Origin of the sequence: Amycolatopsis sp. NPDC049252 (assembly GCF_043197175.1) — a bacterium.
Lineage (GTDB): Bacteria > Actinomycetota > Actinomycetes > Mycobacteriales > Pseudonocardiaceae > Amycolatopsis.
This window is the reverse complement of the sequence record NZ_JBICSQ010000008.1, coordinates 133563-148709: the sequence shown is the minus strand read 5'-3', so window position 1 is coordinate 148709 and position 15147 is coordinate 133563. Positions and strand designations below refer to the sequence as shown.

The following is a 15147-nucleotide window of genomic DNA, read 5'->3' as shown; positions in this document are numbered from 1 at the left end:
GGGTCTCCGAAGTGGGCCACCCACGTAACCCACTTCTGGTGGTCGGCGTTCGGTCGAGGAGCCATCCGGTCGCCGGCTCGGCCCGCCGAGAGATTGAGGTGGCGAACCAGATCGGACACGGTTCTGGTACTGGTCAGGCACAATCGCGTGCCAGGATGCGGCCAAGGGGCAGCTCGACGGTGACTGGGTCGACACCGATCTGGGTTGCCGCTGGCGACGTTGCATGGCCTGCGTCACGGCGCGGTCACGCTGGCGCTCCCGGCGGAGTCCCGGCTATTTCACTCATGCCTTCCGCAAAGCTCATCGCTGGCGCGGACTTGCCGTCGATCCGGCTGCATGACCTTCGCCATGGTGCGGCGAGCCTGTCGCTGGCTGCCGGGAACGACTTGAAGGTGGTGCAGGCGATGCTGGGGCACTCGAGGATCGTGCTGACCGCCGACACCTACACCAGCGTGCTGCCCTGCCAGGCGGCCGAAGCCACCGCCAATCTGGTCATGAAAGCGGCGCGGCGGACGGCGAAGAAGGTCCGCCGCGACTCCCGGAAAGCCACACGCCACTACGGAACGAAGAAGCACCGCAGGCCGGGGTCGACGCGGAAGTCGGCACACAAGGTCGCACCGTAGAAGGACCCCGTGCGCCAGCTGCTCTGAGAACCTGAAGAAGATCGTCGACGCAGCCGAGCCGCCCATGACCGAGCTGGAGATCGTAGAACGAAGCGAGTCGCAGTGGACCGTCGGCGGCAGTCCTGACCCAGCTCGTTGAATACCCGCGCTCCAGATTTGCAATAGTGAACAAGTGGTCGCCTCGCACCTGATTTCGGCGTGGGAGATGTCAGAGGCGTTGAGGCGGTGGAAATCGGACCGTCACTGCCGCGGCTGCGCCGTACAGGCGTCCTAAGAGGACCAAGTGCCCCGCGGGGTTGACCCCATTCGGTCCCTCGCCGGTCTCACTCATGATCAAAGCCCACCGGCAAGATCCTCGTGATCAAGGATACCCGCAGGTGGGCTTCGATTCAGTGGGGTGCGCCATCAGGGACTCGAACCCCGAACCCGCTGGTTAAGAGCCAGCTGCTCTGCCAATTGAGCTAATGGCGCCGGTGTCTGCCGGAGGTTTCCCTCGGCGACGTGGAAAAGATTAGCACCAGCTTCGCAGCCCGTTTCAAGGGGGGTCGCCTTACGTGGGTTCGGGTGTTCGCGCCCCGGTGTCCGGCCTGGTCGGGCACACTGGAGCCGGACATGGACGACGAAACAGGCGGGTGGCATGAGGCGTTCGACCGGCATGACGGTGCGGCTGCTGGTGGCCGCGGGGGTGATCGGCCTCACGGTGGCCGGGTGCAGCAGCGGTACTCCTTCGGGTGAACCGCCGTCGGCGGCGACGTCGACGCCCGCGCCGAAACCCGTGGTGAAGCCGGCCGTGCTCACGCTGAGCCCGGCCAAGGACGCCAAGGACGTCGCGCCCGGTGAGCCCGTGACCGTCGCCGTCGCCGACGGGAAGGTCGGGGACGTGAAGCTGACCGGGGCCGACGGGAAGGCCGTCGCCGGGAAGCCGCGGGCGGACGGCGCCGGCTGGGAGTCCGCCGAGCCGCTCGGGTACGGCAAGGCCTACAAGCTGACCGCGACGGCGACCGGTACCGACGGGAAGCCGGTCACCGCGGAGTCGAGCTTCACGACCGTCAAGCCGGCACGTCAGCTGGGCGTCTCCGTCAACCTCGTCGAGGGTGAGACCGTCGGCGTCGGGCTGCCGCTGATCTTCACCTTCACCGGCAACGTCGCCGACAAGGCCGCGGCCGAGAAGGCGCTGAAGATCACCGCCGAGCCGGCCACCGAGGGCGCGTTCCGCTGGTCCGGCGACAAGCAGGTGACCTGGCGGCCGAGGGACTACTGGAAGAGCGGGACCAAGATCAAGGTCGACGCCGCCGTCTACGGCAAGCCGCTCGGCAACGGCAGCTACGGCCGCGAGGACAAGGCGATCAGCGGCACCGTCGGCGACAAGCTCGTCGCGGTCGCCGACGGCCAGACCCACCAGATGACGGTCTCGGTCAACGACCAGGTGGTCAAGACCATGCCGACCTCCATGGGCAAGCCCGGCCACAACACGCCGGCCGGCAACTACACCGTCATGAGCGAGCACACCGGCTACACGATGGACTCCGGCACCTACGGCGTTCCCGAGGACGCGCCCGGCGGGTACCGCACCTACGTCCAGTACGCGATCCGCCTGTCCTACAGCGGCATCTTCTACCACTCCGCGCCGTGGTCGGTCCGGCAGCAGGGCCACAGCAACGTCAGCCACGGCTGCCTGAACCTGTCCACCGAGAACACGAAGTGGCTGATGGACACGTCCAAGAAGGGCGACATCGTCACCGTCCAGAACAGCGGGGGCCCCAAGCTCGAGCCGACCGACGGCTGGAGCGTCTGGCAGCTGTCCTGGGACGAGTGGCGGGCCGCCGCGAACTAGCGGTTGTCGTACGCCGCGCGGGCGGCGTCGATGTGCGGCAGGTGTTCGATGCTCCACTCGAGCAGCGGCGCGGTGGCTTCGCGCAACGTCCGGCCCATCGGCGTCAGCTCGTAGCTGACGTGCGGTGGCATGACGGCCAGGACCGTGCGCGTCAGGATCCCGTCGCGCTCGAGGTCGCGCAGGGTCACGGTGAGCATGCGCTGGCTGATGCCGTCGATGGACCGCTTGAGCTCGGTGAACCGCCGCGGCCCGTCCTTGAGCATGCGCACGACCAGCAGCGCCCACTTGTCCCCGACGATCCCGAGGACTTCACGTGCCTGGCACGGGTCCTGCATGGTTACCTCCTGAGAACCGGGGCACCATTTAGTGCCGTATTGCCCGGTGCGCGCCGAGTGGATCACGATGGTGACATGTCCACATTTCTGCTGGTACACGGCGCCTGGCACAGCGGGCGCTGCTGGGACCGGGTCGTTCCCCTGCTGGAGTCCGCCGGGCACCGCGTGTTCGCGCCGTCGCTCACCGGCTACGGCGACAAGGCCCACCTGCTGAGCCCCGAAGTCGGGCTCGGCACCCACATCGACGATATCGCCGGCCTGATCGAAGGCGAGCGGCTCGACGACGTCGTGCTCGTCGGGCACAGCTACGCCGGGATGGTCGTCTCGGGCGTCGCCGACCGGGTCCCGGAGCGGATCGCGCGCCTGGTGTTCCTCGACGCGATGGTCCCCGAAGACGGCGAGACCGCCGCCGACGTCCTCCCCATCACGAAACAGCTGATCGACCAGGCCGTCGACGGCTGGCGGATACCGCCGATGGGCCTGTTCGGCGTCACCGATCCCGACGACGTCACCTGGCTGCGCTCGATGCTGTCGGACCAGCCGGTGCGGTGCCTCACCGAGCCGGTCCGCCTGGACAACCCGGCGGCGAAGGCGATCCCGCGCACGCACATCCACTGCGTCGCCGGACAGCCGAAGGGCATCACCCGGCGTCCCGTCCCGGCGGGTGAACCGGTGCGGGAGCTGCCGACCGGCCACGACTGCATGATCACGATGCCAGTCGAGCTGACCGAGCTGCTGCTCGAGGCGGCCTAACCCGAGTCGCGGACGAGCTTGCGGGCCTCGGCCTCGGTCTCGACCGCCGGGCCGGAGCCCCAAAGCGGCTCGTTCGCCGTCTCCCGGCTGAAGTACACCGCGACCGCGCCGACCGCGCCCGCCGCCATGAGGTACCAGGCCGGCCAGAAGTCGTTTCCGGTCGAGGAGATCAGGGCCTGCATGACCAGCGGTGTCGTGCCGCCGAAGAGGGACACGGAGATGTTGAACGCGATGGACAGCGCGCCGTAGCGGATCGCGGTCGGGAACAGCGCGGGCAGCGCCGCGGGCATCGAGACCTCGAAGCAGAGCAGCAGCAGGCCGAGGCCCATCAGGCCGAGGAAGGTGAGGACCAGGCCGCCGTCGTGCACCAGCAGCATCAGCGGCCACGACAGCACGAGGTAACCGAGGCAGCCGGCCATCATCACGGGCTTGCGGCCGACCTTGTCGGTGATCCGGCCGCCCACCAGGATGATCAGCATCATCACGACCATCACGACGATGATCAGCAGCAGGCCGTGCGTGGCGTCGAGGTGCAGCTGCTCGGACAGGTACGTCGGCATGTACGACAGCAGCATGTAGTCGGTGACGTTGAACACGAGCACCAGCCCGACGCAGATTAGCAGCGCGGGCCAGTAGTCGGTGAACATCTTCCAGAACGGCTCGCCGGAGCGGCCGCGCTTCTCGGCCTCTTCGGCGTGCTTCTGGAACGCGGGGGTCTCTTCGAGCTTGAGTCGCATGTAGAGGCCGATGATGCCGAGCGGGCCGGCGACGAGGAACGGGACCCGCCAGCCCCAGTCGAGCAGCGTCTCGTGCGGGACCCAGGTCTTCATCGCGGTGACGACGGTCGCGCCGAGCACGTACCCGGACAGCGTGCCGAACTCCAGCCAGGAGCCCATGAAGCCACGGCGTTTGTCGGGGGAGTACTCGGCGATGAACGTGGTCGCGCCGCCGTACTCGCCGCCGGTGGAGAAGCCCTGCACCATCCGGGCGAGCACGAGCAGGATCGGCGACCAGACGCCGATGGAGGAGTACGACGGGATCAGCCCGATGCAGAGGGTGCCGATCGCCATCATGATCATGGTGACGGCGAGGACCTTCTGCCGTCCGATCCGGTCCCCGAGCGGCCCGAACACGAGCCCGCCGAGCGGCCGCATGAGGAACGCGGCGGTGAACGCCCCGAACGTCCCGATCAGCCGCACCCCGGGTGCCACGCTGGCGGGGAAGAACACCTCGGAGATGGTGTCGGCGATGTAGGCGTAGACGCCGAAGTCGAACCACTCCATGGCGTTGCCCAGCGCGGCGGCCCCCACCGCCCGCTTGAGCAGCGACTGGTCGACGACGGTGATGTCCTCGTACCGCAGCTTCTTCTTCCGACCCCGGATCTTCGGCCCTGAAATTCCCACCGCTCCACGGTGCACCGGCAACCGGCCGCTCGCACGCTGAGCCATCCGGTCGTGAGGGTTGCCACCAACGGCCGATCACCGTGGGAAACAAAAACCCCAGCTTGGTGAAGGGCCACGAAGGCCCGACCAAACCGGGGTGATGGGGTGAGCGACGGGTTTCGAACCCGCGACCTCCTGGACCACAACCAGGTGCTCTACCAGCTGAGCTACGCCCACCATCTGAGGCAACCGCGTGCGATCACCTCGATGACGTAATCGTAGCGGGTGCCCGCACTTGGTTTTTCAGGGGGTTACCCCTGGTGCTGTTCCTGCACCTCAGCGGCCGCGGCCTTGGCTTCGTCGCTGGTGGGGCCGGGCTGGGGGACGAAGGCGACGCGCCGGTAGTAGTCGAGTTCGCCGATCGATTCCTTGATGTCGGCGAGGGCGCGGTGGGCCAGTCCCTTTTCCGGCTTGGCGTAGTAGATGCGCGGGTACCAGCGGCGGACGAGCTCCTTGACGGAGGAGACGTCGACGAGGCGGTAGTGCAGGTGCGCGTCCAGGGCCGGCATGTCGCGGGAGATGAAGCCGCGGTCGGTGGCGATGGAGTTGCCGGCCAGCGGCGCGGTGCCCGGTTCGGGGATGTACTCGCGGATGTACTCGAGGACGCGGCGTTCGGCTTCTTCGAGGCTCACGGTCGAGCGGCGCACTTCTTCGGTGAGGCCGGAGTGGGCGTGCATCTCGCGGACGATCTCGGGCATGCCGTCGAGTTTTTCCTCGTCGGCGTGGATGACGATGTCCACACCCTCGCCGAGCACAGTCAGCTCCGCGTCGGTCACGAGGGCGGCGATTTCGATCAACGCGTCCTTGCCGAGGTCGAGCCCCGTCATTTCGCAGTCGATCCAGACTAGGCGGTCGGTCACCTGGTGACCCTAACCCGACACGGGGATGAGAGGTGCGTTACCTGCGCGTACGGCGCGTTTACGCTCGCGAGGCCGCCATCGGTGTGGTGCAGGACACAGATCGGGGAGTCGCGAGTGACGGAGCAGGGGTCCCCGGCGGGCGAGATCGCCGCCGGTTATGCGAGTGAGGGTGCCGCGCTGGAGCTGGGCGCGGTGGTGATCGACGGCCAGGCGGACGCGAGCGCCGCCGTGCGCCTGCCGCTGGCGACGCTGAACCGGCACGGGCTGGTCGCGGGGGCGACCGGGACGGGCAAGACGAAGACGTTGCAGCTGGTGGCGGAGCAGTTGTCGGCGGCCGGGGTGCCGGTGGTGCTCGCGGACGTCAAGGGTGACCTGTCGGGGCTCGCGGCGGCCGGCGAGGCGAACGACAAGGTGTCGAAGCGCTCGCAGGAGCTGGGTGACGACTGGGCGGGCACGGCGTTCCCGGTGCAGTTCCTGTCGCTGGGCACCGGCGGGAAGGGCTCGCCGATCCGGGCGACGATCACGAGTTTCGGGCCGGTGCTGCTGTCGAAGGTGCTGGGGCTGAACGAGACGCAGGAGTCGACGCTCGGCCTGATCTTCCACTGGGCCGACCAGCGCGGGCTGGCGTTGCTGGACACGAAGGACCTCCGGTCGGTCATCACGCACCTGACCAGCGACGAGGGCAAGGCGGACCTCAAGGGCATCGGCGGCGTCTCGGCCGCGACGGCGGGGGTGATCCTGCGTTCCCTGTCCAACCTCGAGGCCCAAGGCGGTGAGGACTTCTTCGGCGAGCCCGAGCTGGACGTCCACGACTTGATGCGGCAGAACGACGGCAAGGGCGTTGTCACGCTGCTGGAGCTGGACAACCTGCAGGCGAAGCCGGCGTTGTTCTCGACGTTCCTGATGTGGCTGCTGGCCGAGCTGTTCGAGGAGCTGCCCGAGGAGGGCGATCTCGACCAGCCGAAGCTGGTGTTCTTCTTCGACGAGGCGCACCTGCTGTTCAACGACGCGTCGAAGGCGTTCCTCGAGCGCATCGAGCAGACCGTGAAGCTGATCCGGTCGAAGGGCGTCGGCGTGTTCTTCTGCACGCAGCTGCCCACCGACATCCCGAACAACGTGCTTTCGCAGCTGGGCGCGCGGATCCAGCACGCGCTGCGGGCGTTCACGCCGGACGACCAGGCGGCGCTGGCCAAGACGGTCAAGACCTACCCGAAGACGAAGTTCTGCGAGCTCGACACGGCGTTGACGTCGCTGGGCATCGGCGAGGCGATCGTCACGGTGCTGTCGGAGCGGGGTGCGCCGACGCCGGTGGCGTGGACGCGGCTGCGGGCGCCGCGGTCGAAGATGGGCTCGATCGGCGCGGAGGCCATCGCCGCTTCGGTCGCTTCGTCGGACTTGCACGCGAAGTACGCCGAGACGATCGACCGGGAGTCGGCTTACGAGAAGCTGGCCGCGAAGGTCGCCGCGCCCGCCCCGGAAGCTGCTCCCGAAGCCCCTGCCCCCGCGCCGAAGAAGGAGAAGGAAGAGCCCGGGTTCGTGGAGTCGGCGATGAAGAACCCGGCCGTGAAGTCGTTCATGCGGTCCGCGGCCAGTGCGCTGGGCCGGGAGATCACGCGCGGGCTGTTCGGCAACCGGAAGCGCTGAGAAAACCTGACGCGACCTGTCAGGTATCGCTGCGAAGGTGGCACTCACCTTCGAAGAACAGGGGAAACTAGCCATGACCAGCACCGCCACCGGGTCGTTCGTCCTCGACAAGTGGGAGCCGCAGGCGACCGACGAGGCCGCGGGCACGGAGTTCGCCCGCGTGGCGATCGCCAAGACGTTCACCGGCGCGGTCGAGGGGACCAGCACGGTCGAGATGCTCACGGCGTCCAACGCGACTTCGCGCGCGTACGTCGCCTTCGAGCGTCTCGCCGTCTCGGTCGACGGCCGCAAGGGCGCGTTCGTCCTGCACCACACGGCCGACGACAGCGGCCTGACGCTGAAGATCCTCACCGGCTCCGGCTCGGGTGAGCTGACCGGGATCTCCGGCACCGCGAACATCGAGATGGACGCGGAGCAGAACCACACCCTGACGCTCACGTACGAGCTGTAGCCAGCGCAAAGGCCGTTTCGAGAGCCCCCGATTGACTCTCGAAACGGCCTTCGCCGGATGTCCTCCGCGCCCCGACGCGGGAGGACTGGGAGGGCCGCCCCGATTACGGCCCGTCCACGCCTTTCAGTTGTTCACGATCTGGTCGACGATCTTCTTGGCGTCGTTGATCGGGATGGCGAAGCCGATCCCGACACTGCCCGCGGAGCCGTTCGCCGACGCGGTCGGGCTGTAGAGCGCCGAGTTGATCCCGATCACGTTGCCGTTCGCGTCGACCAGCGCGCCGCCGGAGTTGCCCTGGTTGATCGAGGCGTCCGTCTGGATCGCGGTGTAGCTGGGCGAGTCGCTGGTCTGGTTCGAGGTGCGGTTGAACGGCGACTGCTGCTGCTGTCCGCCGCCCTGGCCGATGTCGGACAGGTTCCGGTTCAGCGCGCTGACGATGCCGGTCGTGACGGTGTTCTGCAGCCCGCCCGGCGAGCCGATCGCGACGACCTCCTGGCCGACGGCGAGCTTGCTAGAATCACCCAGACTGGCGGCCGTCAGGCCGCTCGCGTTCTTCGCCTGGACCACCGCGATGTCCGCCTTGGTGTCCGCGCCGACCACGCTGGCCTGGTACTTGGTGCCGTCGGACGTCGTGATGACGACGTTCTGGGCGCCGTCGACGACGTGCGCGTTGGTGAGGATCCGGCCGTCCGCGGTGAGGATGACGCCGGAGCCGATCGCCTCGCCCTGGCCGGTCGTGACGTTGATCTGAACGACGCTCGGCGTCACCTTCGCCGCGACGCCGCTGACGTCGCCGGAAGTGCTGTTGGCGACCGTCTGCCCCGTTGCCGCCGGTGCGCTCACCGACGTCGTGCCGTCCGCGGAGGTCGCGGTCAGCCCGACGATCGCGGCGCCGCCGACCCCGCCGACCAGCGCCGCGCCGAGCGCGGTGGCGCCGACCAGCATCGCGACCCGGCCGCCCTTGCGCGGCTTCTTGACCGCCTGCGGTGCCGGCGGCGGCTGCGGGGTGAAGAGCGGATTCGGCGCCGCCTGCTGGTGGTAGGCGTACTGCGCGTACGGCCCGTACTGCTGAGTGCTCTGGTGCGGCTGGTGCCCACCGGTGGAGGCGGGGCCGGGCCGACTCTCGTTCTCGGTCATGAACCAAGATTCGCGCCTGTGCTTGTGAACAACCTGTGGAAATCCCTCAGGCTTTGCTGAGAAGAATCAGCTGAGAAAACTCAGGCGGTTCTCAGGCTTTCCGCGTGCCTCAGTCGAAGAAGGACGGAACGTCCAGCGCACCTCCCGCGGCCTCGAACTCGTCGTGGACGGCCTTCCGCAGCTCGGCGTCGCCGAGGTAGTCCGCGGCGGTCAGGGCCAGTCCGAGCGCGCCGTCGCGCACGCCCGCGTCACCCGTTTCCGAACCGGCCGCGGCCGCGAACTCCTTGGTGTGCAACGCGACCGTCGGGCCGGAGATCCCGAGCATCGGGTGCAGCGCCGGCATCCGGTAGGAGAGGTTGCCGAGGTCGGTCGACCCGGTGAGCGACTCCGGGACGATGCCCGGCGGCAGCGGCCTGCGGCCGGTGCCGGCCTGGTTGACCGACCAGCGCCCGGCGAGCGCGGTGTTGAACCGGATCGGCAGGTAGGCGGCCTGGGCGTCCCAGATCAGCTCGACGCCGCAGCCGGTCATCGCCGCCGCGCCCTCGGCGATCGACGTCATGCGGGCGGCCAGGTCGCGCAGGGTCTCGGGGTTCTGGGAACGCAGGTAGAACAGCAGTGCGGCGCGGGCCGGGATGACGTTCGGCCTAGCGCCGCCGTCGCTGAACACGCCGTGCACGCGATCGCTCTGCGGGAGTTGCTGCCGCAGCGCCGAGACACCCTGGTAGGCGGCGACCGCGGCGTCGAGGGCGTTGCGGCCCATGAACGGCTGGGCCGAAGCGTGCGCGCCGACGCCGTGGAAGACCATCTCCAGCTGACGGCGGCCCAGGAAGGGGTGCAGCGCGACGTCGTGGCTGAACGGGTGCAGCATGATCACCGCGTCCACGTCGTCGAAGACGCCCGCGCGGGCCAGGATTTCCTTGCCGCCACCGCCTTCTTCGGCCGGTGTGCCGATGAGGCTGACGCGCCCGCCGAGCCGTTCGGCGACCGTGGCCGCGCCGAGGAAGCCGCCCGCGGCGGTGGTGCAGATGACGTTGTGGCCGCACGCGTGGCCGAGGCCGGGCAGCGCGTCGTACTCCGCGAGGACGGCGATGTGCGGGCCGTCCCGCCCGGGTGTGCTCACGCGCAGCGCGGTGTCGAGGCCGCCGACGCCGACGGTCGCCTCGTGGCCATGACGGTTCAGGAGGTCCGCGAGGGCCCGCACCGAGCGGTGCTCCTGAAAGCCCTCCTCGGGGTGGGCGTGCAGATCTTGGCTCAACGCCACCAGATCGGGTGAGCTGCGTTCGACCGCGGCGGTCACCTCGGCCCGCGTCGCCTCGTCCGCGCCGGTGTGCGCCGACGGCAGCGGTTCGGCCGCCGCCACCGCTTCGGCCGTGGCTTCGACCAGGGAGCGGAGGTAGCTGTCGTCGGGCGGGACGGGATCTGCGTGGGTCATGGGGCGATGCTAACCGCCACCCCCGACAGTGCGCGCCGATCGGCCCGCCACGATCTGCGTCACCCCGGCGTACCGCTCGGTGATGCCGGTGAAGCCGCGGGCGCGCAGGCTCGCCGCGATTTCGCCGCGGTCGAACATCTTCTGCCCGCTGACGATCCCGCCCAGGGACTCCAGCAGCCGCACCGGTTGCCGGCCGCGGCGGGCGCTGGTGAGCAGCACGATCCGGCCGCCTGGTTTCAGTACGCGTGCGAAGGAGTCCAACGCGGTCTCCGGTTCGGCGAACATGTGAAGCGCGGCGAAGCAGCAGACGGCGTCCACTGTGGACTCTCTTAGCGGGAGCCGCACCGCGTCCGCGCGCAGGTACGCGACGGTGTCCGGGCCACCCTCGGCGACGGCTTTGGCGAGCATCGTGCGCGCGCCGTCGAGGCCGATCGCGAGCCCGCCCTTCTCGACGACCGCCCCGAACGCACGGGTGAACCGGCCGGTGCCGCAGGCGACGTCGAGCACGGTCTGGCCCGGCTTCAGGTCGAGGAGCTTCGTGGCGAGCCGGACCTCGCCCGCCATGCTGGGGCCGGCCGGGCCCTTCAGCGCGCGGCCGAGCGCGGGACGCCAGTACCGCTCGTAGACCCGCGGGAGCAGGGCGGTGCGCATCAGGCGCTGCGTGATCCCGGTCGGCGGGCCGGCCTGGTCCGCGGGGCCGAGCAGGTCGAGGAAGCCCGCGCGGGCCTCCGCCGGGGTCTGCAGCAGCTGGTCGAGCCGGTCGAGGGCGGTCGTCGGCACAGGCACTCCCGTTGTCGGATACCGGCAGTATGTCAAAGCCGCGGTCACTCGACCGAGTGAACAACGCCGGGCTCAGGCGTTCGAGGCTCGGAAATTGTCGGTGGTCCTTCCTAACGTCGTCGGCGAGGTTCGGATCCGCCGAGCTCACCGCTCCGAGGAGGAGACATGACAGCTTCGACCCTTTCCCCGCCCAGTGCGGAAATCCTGATCCACGGTGGCTTCGACCTGGCCGCGGCCGCCGGGTTCCTGATGGGCTTCGCGCCCGCCGGGCGGCCGGAAGCGGGCGCGGAGCCCGGAGCGCTCCGTGTGGCGTTCCCGGTCGACGGCGCGTGGACACCGGCGGGCGCGGTCCTGAGACAGAGAGCGCCGGATGCCGTCGAGGTGGAGGTCCACGGCCCCGAGGAGCACACCGAGGCGGTGGTGGCCCAGGTGACGCGGATGTGCTCGCTGGACGTCGACGCCACGGCGTTCCCGGCGGCGGGCCGCCGCGATCCGGTCGTCTCGCTGCTGCAGGACCTGCACCCGGGCCTGCGCCCGGTGCTGTTCGCGTCGCCGTACGAGGCGGCGTGCTGGGCGGTGCTGAGCCACCGGATCTGGATGACCCAGGCGGTGCGGCTGCGCCGCCGGCTCACCGACCGCCTCGGCACGGAGGTCGACGTCGGCGGCGTACGCCTGCCGTCGTTCCCGGCGCCGAGGGAGCTGGCGAAGCTCGAGTACCTGCCGGGTGCGCCCGCCCACAAGCTGCAGCGCTTGCGTGGAATAGCCCAGGCCGCGGCAGACGGCTTGCTGGACGCGGCGGCCCTGCGGGCGATGCCGGCGGAAGACGCCCTCAACCAGCTGCAGCAGCTGCCGGGCGTCGGCCGGTTCAGCGCGGAGCTGATCCTGATCCGCGGCGCCGGGCACCCGGACGTCTTCCCGCGAGGCGAGAGCCGCCTGCACGAGATCATGCGCGAGGCCTACCACCTCCCGGACGCGGGTGTCCCCGAGCTGGCGGAGATCGCGGAGGCCTGGGCACCGTTCCGGAGCTGGGCGTCGTTCCTGTTCCGGGTGGAGGGCGAGGCCCGGATGCGGGAGTCGCGATGACCTGAGCCCGTCTGTCCTGCTCGTACAGGGTTCGTTGCCGAACGAACTCCTGCGTCGAGCACCTGCCCCGACGCGCTACGGAGCGGGCCACCCCGACCCGCAGGAAGGAGGTACACCGACGATCCGACCCAATACCGGAAGCCGCGAACCCGCCTGAGGCGGGGACTCACCGTAGCCAGATGTCGCCTGTGGTGAGGTGTCCGGGTGAGCTCGCCCGTTCAACTCGCGCTCGGCAGCACGGCTCGTGACGTCCCGGTGGCCCTCCAGGCCGCTGCCGACCCGGCCGGGACACTGCTGGAGCAGGCCCAGACGCCCGCCGTGATCACCCTGGTCGCCGGGGGTGTGGCGCTGCTGGTGGTGCTCGTCGGTGGCACACCGTGGCGGCGGGCGCGCAACGTCGTCACCATCGTGCACGAAGCCGGGCACGCGCTGGCCGCCGTGCTGGTCGGCCGGCGGCTCCAGGGCATCAAGCTGCACTCGGACACGTCGGGCGTCACCGTCTCGCGCGGCAAGCCCGAGGGGCCGGGGATGGCGTTCACCGCGATGGCCGGGTACCTGGCGCCGTCGGTGCTCGGGCTGCTGTTCGCCAGCCTGCTGGGCAACGACCTGGTCGGCACGGTCCTCGTGCTCGTCGCGCTGCTGCTGCTCGGCGTGCTGGTGATGGTGCGCAACACCTACGGGGTGTTCACCGTCGTCGTCAGCGCGGTCGTGCTGGCGCTCGTCGCCTTCGTCGCGCCGGTCGAGGTCCAGGCACCGTTCGGCTACCTGCTGACGTGGTTCCTGCTGTTCGGCGGGGTCCGGCCGGTGATCGAGCTGCAGACCAAGCGACGCCGCGGCCAGGCCCGTGACTCCGACGCCGACCAGCTCGGCCGCCTCACGGCCGTGCCCCCGGTGCTGTGGGTCCTGGTGTTCGCGGTGGCGACGGTCAGCTGCCTCATCGCCGGCGGCCTGTGGCTGCTGGAGCCCGTGGCCGCCTGACCGGCACCGGCGACCGGCTGGGGCCGGTGACCGCGGATCGGCTGCCCGAACCACGGCGCGGTGTCGTCCGGTCCGCGGTGTCGTCCGGTCCGGCGTGGGGCACCTGGCGTCCTCGATGTGCGGGCGGCGCTGTCTCGTCGCGGGCAGCCGTCGCTCGTGGTCGTGACGGAGCCCCTGGCCACCGGGCCGGGTGCATGCGGCAAACTGGTCTCTCGCTGGTCCGCCGGAGGGAGCCGAACGATGGACGAGGTCGCCAAGGCCGTGGAGGAATGCGCACGGGCGGCGAAGCTGGCCGCGCCGTCGCTCGCCGCCGCCAGTGCGGAGGCCGTCGACGCCGCCCTCGCCGGGATGGCCGAGCGCCTGCTCACGCACCGGGACGAGATCCTCGAGGCGAACCGGGCCGACGTCGAGCGCTCGAGCGCCGAGGGGATGAGCGCCGGTCTGCTCGACCGGCTCACCATCACCCCGGAGCGGCTCACCGGGATGGCCGAGCAACTGCGGCTGCTCGCCGGTGCCCCGCACCAGGAGCGCTCGGTCGAGGTGTCCACGCTCGACGGCGGGCTGCGGCTGGTCGAACGGCGCCGTCCGGTCGGCGTGATCGGCGCGAACTACGAGGCGCGCCCGAACGTGACCGTCGACGTCGCGTCGCAGCTGGTCAAGTCGCGCAACGCCGGTGTGCTGCGCACCGGCTCGGCGGCGCTCGGTTCGGCGCAGCGGTTGCGTGACGTCGTCATCGCGCCGGCGCTCACCGAGGCGGGCATCGACGCCGACTGCGTCCAGCTGGTGCCGCGGGTGGAACGCGAGGCGGCGTCCGCCTTGGTGCGGCTGCCGGACCTGGTGCCGCTCGTCATCCTGCGCGGCAGCGGTGACAGCACCCGCGCTCTCGCCACCGAGGCGGCGGTCCACGGCGTGCGCACCCTCGCGCACGCCGACGGGGGCGGCGTCCTGTACGTCGACCGCGGCGCCGACGTCACCAAGGCGCGCGACCTGGTCTTCGCCAGCCTCGACCGGCTGGGGGTGTGCAACCGGCTGAACCTGTTGCTGATCCACGAGAACATCCACGACGACGTCTGGCCGGGCATCGCCGACGCGCTGGCCGAGCGGGGCGTCACGCCGTCGCTCGCGCCGCACGAGCACGCGATCGGCTACGAGTGGGCCCTGGACTCCGACCACGAGGCGACGGTCACGGTCGCCAAGGTCGGCGCCCTGGCCGACGCCGTCGAGATCGCGAACGAGCAGACCTCCGGCCTGGCCGCGGGCATCGCGACCGAGGACGAAGCCGCCGCCGACGCGTTCTTCGACGGCTACACCGGTACGGGCGTCTTCTGGAACGCTCCGACCCGCCTCCTGGACGGCTTCAAGCTCCTCGCGGTCCCGGAAACGGGCATCAACCTGGACAAGGTCCCGGGTCCCCGCGGCCCGGTGACGTACACAGACCTCTACGTCCGCCAGTACGCGGTCCTGCCCGCCTGAGCGGCGCGGGCGCCGCCGACCCTAACGGCGGCGCCGGAGCTGCCGCACCGGCGCGATACCCGTCATCGTGTGGAGGTCGGCCGCGGTGTCGGCCGCGTTGGCCACCAGCTCCGGGCGGTCGTCGAGGTCGTTCAGGTGGCGGAAGATCGCCGTGGGGCCGTCGCCGACCGCGATGACCGCCACCAGGCGGCCCTCCGGGTCGCGGGTGAGGCCGGTCGTCACCGCCACCCGGCGGCCCACCGTGTCGAGCGTGGTGATCGTCCGCTCCTTCTGCCAGCCTCGCGTGGTCATGGTTCCTAGGACGTCCCGATCGCCCGCGGTG

Annotated in this window: 15 protein-coding genes and 2 tRNA genes; 8 read left to right on the top strand and 9 right to left on the bottom strand. The window is 70.2% G+C overall.

Going from position 1 to position 15147, the window contains the following annotated elements; translation table 11 throughout:
* Positions 1–284: 284 nt before the first annotated feature.
* Entirely contained in the window at positions 285–623 is a 339-nt protein-coding gene (locus ACGFMK_RS13725; RefSeq protein ID WP_392761847.1) for a tyrosine-type recombinase/integrase, read from the top strand.
* 398 nt (positions 624–1021) lie between these two features.
* Here the strand turns inward: ACGFMK_RS13725 and ACGFMK_RS13720 are convergent.
* Positions 1022–1094: transfer RNA gene (locus ACGFMK_RS13720), tRNA-Lys, on the bottom strand.
* 166 nt (positions 1095–1260) lie between these two features.
* Between ACGFMK_RS13720 and ACGFMK_RS13715 the strand changes: the two genes are divergently transcribed.
* Positions 1261–2457, top strand: a complete 1197-nt coding sequence (locus tag ACGFMK_RS13715) for an Ig-like domain-containing protein (protein WP_392761846.1) — start codon at positions 1261–1263, stop codon at positions 2455–2457.
* On the opposite strand, the gene ACGFMK_RS13710 is transcribed toward ACGFMK_RS13715, so the two are convergent.
* Positions 2454–2792, bottom strand: coding sequence for a winged helix-turn-helix transcriptional regulator (locus tag ACGFMK_RS13710; RefSeq protein ID WP_392761845.1), 339 nt, complete (start codon positions 2790–2792; stop codon positions 2454–2456). The genes ACGFMK_RS13715 and ACGFMK_RS13710 overlap by 4 nt on opposite strands.
* A gap of 75 nt (positions 2793–2867) precedes the next feature.
* On the opposite strand from ACGFMK_RS13710, the gene ACGFMK_RS13705 reads away from it, so the two are divergent.
* On the top strand, positions 2868–3545 hold the full coding sequence (locus ACGFMK_RS13705) for an alpha/beta fold hydrolase (protein ID WP_392761842.1): 678 nt from the start codon (positions 2868–2870) through the stop codon (positions 3543–3545).
* On the opposite strand, the gene proP is transcribed toward ACGFMK_RS13705, so the two are convergent.
* From proP to orn, 3 genes are all read right to left on the bottom strand, one after another.
* Complete coding sequence (gene proP / locus ACGFMK_RS13700; RefSeq protein WP_392761985.1) at positions 3542–4969, bottom strand: glycine betaine/L-proline transporter ProP; 1428 nt, start codon at positions 4967–4969, stop codon at positions 3542–3544. The two genes, ACGFMK_RS13705 and proP, sit on opposite strands and share 4 nt — an antisense overlap.
* A gap of 119 nt (positions 4970–5088) precedes the next feature.
* Positions 5089–5164, bottom strand: a tRNA-His gene (locus ACGFMK_RS13695).
* Between the two features lie 74 nt (positions 5165–5238).
* The gene (orn, locus tag ACGFMK_RS13690) at positions 5239–5847 is read right to left on the bottom strand and encodes an oligoribonuclease (protein WP_392761840.1); all 609 of its coding nucleotides are present in this window, start codon (positions 5845–5847) and stop codon (positions 5239–5241) included.
* A 114-nt stretch (positions 5848–5961) separates the two neighbouring features.
* On the opposite strand from orn, the gene ACGFMK_RS13685 reads away from it, so the two are divergent.
* Entirely contained in the window at positions 5962–7491 is a 1530-nt protein-coding gene (locus ACGFMK_RS13685) for a helicase HerA-like domain-containing protein (RefSeq protein WP_392761837.1), read from the top strand.
* Between the two features lie 73 nt (positions 7492–7564).
* Positions 7565–7942: a DUF3224 domain-containing protein gene (locus ACGFMK_RS13680; protein WP_392761835.1), complete on the top strand. Its 378-nt coding sequence runs from the start codon at positions 7565–7567 to the stop codon at positions 7940–7942.
* Positions 7943–8065: 123 nt separating this feature from the next.
* On the opposite strand, the gene ACGFMK_RS13675 is transcribed toward ACGFMK_RS13680, so the two are convergent.
* The 3 genes from ACGFMK_RS13675 to ACGFMK_RS13665 all read right to left on the bottom strand — a co-directional run bounded on the left by ACGFMK_RS13675 (position 8066) and on the right by ACGFMK_RS13665 (position 11291).
* Positions 8066–9079: a S1C family serine protease gene (locus tag ACGFMK_RS13675; protein ID WP_392761832.1), complete on the bottom strand. Its 1014-nt coding sequence runs from the start codon at positions 9077–9079 to the stop codon at positions 8066–8068.
* A gap of 109 nt (positions 9080–9188) precedes the next feature.
* Positions 9189–10511 (bottom strand): M20 family metallopeptidase, encoded by a 1323-nt coding sequence (locus tag ACGFMK_RS13670; protein WP_392761830.1) that lies wholly within the window; start codon positions 10509–10511, stop codon positions 9189–9191.
* 9 nt (positions 10512–10520) lie between these two features.
* On the bottom strand, positions 10521–11291 hold the full coding sequence (locus ACGFMK_RS13665; protein WP_392761827.1) for a class I SAM-dependent methyltransferase: 771 nt from the start codon (positions 11289–11291) through the stop codon (positions 10521–10523).
* 165 nt (positions 11292–11456) lie between these two features.
* On the opposite strand from ACGFMK_RS13665, the gene ACGFMK_RS13660 reads away from it, so the two are divergent.
* The 3 genes from ACGFMK_RS13660 to ACGFMK_RS13650 all read left to right on the top strand — a co-directional run bounded on the left by ACGFMK_RS13660 (position 11457) and on the right by ACGFMK_RS13650 (position 14825).
* Positions 11457–12374 (top strand): DNA-3-methyladenine glycosylase family protein, encoded by a 918-nt coding sequence (locus tag ACGFMK_RS13660; RefSeq protein WP_392761824.1) that lies wholly within the window; start codon positions 11457–11459, stop codon positions 12372–12374.
* A gap of 255 nt (positions 12375–12629) precedes the next feature.
* Positions 12630–13352, top strand: a complete 723-nt coding sequence (locus tag ACGFMK_RS13655) for a M50 family metallopeptidase (RefSeq protein ID WP_392761983.1) — start codon at positions 12630–12632, stop codon at positions 13350–13352.
* A gap of 240 nt (positions 13353–13592) precedes the next feature.
* A complete protein-coding gene (locus tag ACGFMK_RS13650; protein ID WP_392761821.1) occupies positions 13593–14825 on the top strand; it encodes an aldehyde dehydrogenase family protein in 1233 nt (410 codons plus the stop codon).
* A gap of 21 nt (positions 14826–14846) precedes the next feature.
* Here ACGFMK_RS13650 and ACGFMK_RS13645 read toward each other — a convergent pair whose 3' ends face one another.
* Positions 14847–15116 (bottom strand): hypothetical protein, encoded by a 270-nt coding sequence (locus ACGFMK_RS13645; RefSeq protein WP_392761820.1) that lies wholly within the window; start codon positions 15114–15116, stop codon positions 14847–14849.
* Between the last annotated feature and the right edge of the window lie 31 nt (positions 15117–15147).

Bases quoted from the DNA above. Each gene is read 5' to 3' on its own strand.
- ACGFMK_RS13725 (WP_392761847.1), top strand. From the start codon at position 285: ATGCCTTCCGCAAAGCTCATCGCTGGCGCGGACTTGCCGTCGATCCGG.
- ACGFMK_RS13715 (WP_392761846.1), top strand. From the start codon at position 1,261: ATGAGGCGTTCGACCGGCATGACGGTGCGGCTGCTGGTGGCCGCGGGG.
- ACGFMK_RS13710 (WP_392761845.1), bottom strand. From the start codon at position 2,792: ATGCAGGACCCGTGCCAGGCACGTGAAGTCCTCGGGATCGTCGGGGAC.
- ACGFMK_RS13705 (WP_392761842.1), top strand. From the start codon at position 2,868: ATGTCCACATTTCTGCTGGTACACGGCGCCTGGCACAGCGGGCGCTGC.
- ACGFMK_RS13680 (WP_392761835.1), top strand. From the start codon at position 7,565: ATGACCAGCACCGCCACCGGGTCGTTCGTCCTCGACAAGTGGGAGCCG.
- ACGFMK_RS13675 (WP_392761832.1), bottom strand. From the start codon at position 9,079: ATGACCGAGAACGAGAGTCGGCCCGGCCCCGCCTCCACCGGTGGGCAC.
- ACGFMK_RS13670 (WP_392761830.1), bottom strand. From the start codon at position 10,511: ATGACCCACGCAGATCCCGTCCCGCCCGACGACAGCTACCTCCGCTCC.
- ACGFMK_RS13660 (WP_392761824.1), top strand. From the start codon at position 11,457: ATGACAGCTTCGACCCTTTCCCCGCCCAGTGCGGAAATCCTGATCCAC.
- ACGFMK_RS13650 (WP_392761821.1), top strand. From the start codon at position 13,593: ATGGACGAGGTCGCCAAGGCCGTGGAGGAATGCGCACGGGCGGCGAAG.
- ACGFMK_RS13645 (WP_392761820.1), bottom strand. From the start codon at position 15,116: ATGACCACGCGAGGCTGGCAGAAGGAGCGGACGATCACCACGCTCGAC.